Consider the following 1307-nt stretch of genomic DNA (forward strand, 5'->3'; position numbering starts at 1 on the left):
ATACTTTCAGATCATAGAAGTCGATCAGGTCGACAATCAGCTCCATATTTATTTAGATGAACTTAATATTGCTCCGACAGGCTATGAGAACAACAGGTTGGAGTCAAAGGGCTTCATGCCTTCCACCGAGATCTCGGACTTTCCCATTCGAGGCCAGAAAGTTACGCTACATATCCGTCGTCGTCGCTGGACGGTCCTGGATACCGGACAGATCATTACAAGAGATTGGAACCTTGTGCGTGAGGGTGCTCGAATGACTACGGAATTCGGGCTTTTTTTAAAGAAGATATTTGGATAACCATCCTGTAAGCACCCAATTGGTAGGATTATTCTTCCAAATGGACGGCAAGCAACTCCAGGATCAGTACAAGAACCACCTCAGTGATTTCCATGATTGGGACCAAAAACCTCATGCCGAGAGCTGGACATTGTTTCCTGAAAACATCTCGGAACATCTGAGCATAGATGAGACCAGCTTCAGCAATGGTGAGTTATATACCATTGTTAGCAGTAAATCGGCAAAGGGGCGTAAAGGAACGATCCTGGCAACTATTAAGGGCACTAAGGCTGAGGATATCATGGCTGTTCTTGATCGGATACCCTTGCGCTCACGGAACAGGGTAAAGGAGGTGACCATGGATATGGCCCCCAACATGGCCAAGGCTATCCGAAGGTGTTTCAGGAATGCCAGACGTGTGGTCGATCGGTTCCATGTCCAAAAACTGGCCTATGATGCAGTACAGGAACTCCGTATCAAATATCGTTGGGAAGTCCTGGATGCAGAAAGCAAGAAGATAATGGAGTCGCGAAAGAGAGGGATCCCATATGAACCCGAATTGTTGCCCAATGGTGATACGCTCAAACAGCTATTGGCCAGGTCGAGACACCTGCTGTTCAAACATCCAAGCAGATGGTCGGAAAGCCAGAAAAACCGAGCTGAACTGTTGTTCCTGCGGTTTCCCAAGCTAAAACAGGCTTATGATCTTGGAATTGCCCTGGGTGACATATTCAACAAATGCAGGGACAAAAAGATAGCTTTTACAAAGCTAGGTCTGTGGCACAATCAGGTTGAGAATGCGGGCATTGCTTCCTTTGAGAGCGTGGCAAGATCCATTGCAGCACATCACCAATATATACTACACTACTTCGATAACAGAAGCACCAATGCCTCGGCAGAATCTTTCAATGCAAAACTCAAAGCTTTTAGGAGTGTCTTTCGTGGCGTAAGGGACACAACATTCTTCCTGTACAGAGTGATGAAATTATATGCTTAAAAATCTTTACCCCCCAAACTTTCGGTATGATCC

Annotated in this window: 2 protein-coding genes; both read left to right on the forward strand. The window is 46.0% G+C overall.

The features are described from left to right. Nucleotides 1-298: ISAon1 family transposase N-terminal region protein (locus tag CRJ00_RS18065; protein ID WP_218962246.1), on the forward strand; the 298-nt coding region annotated here is incomplete at its 5' end. Next, nucleotides 291-1274, forward strand: a complete 984-nt coding sequence (locus CRJ00_RS18070) for an ISAon1 family transposase (protein ID WP_245153279.1) — start codon at nt 291-293, stop codon at nt 1272-1274. The genes CRJ00_RS18065 and CRJ00_RS18070, both read left to right, overlap by 8 nt. Nucleotides 1275-1307: the final 33 nt, after the last annotated feature.

Origin of the sequence: Sphingobacterium sp. 1.A.4 (assembly GCF_002734245.1) — a bacterium.
Lineage (GTDB): Bacteria > Bacteroidota > Bacteroidia > Sphingobacteriales > Sphingobacteriaceae > Sphingobacterium > Sphingobacterium tenebrionis.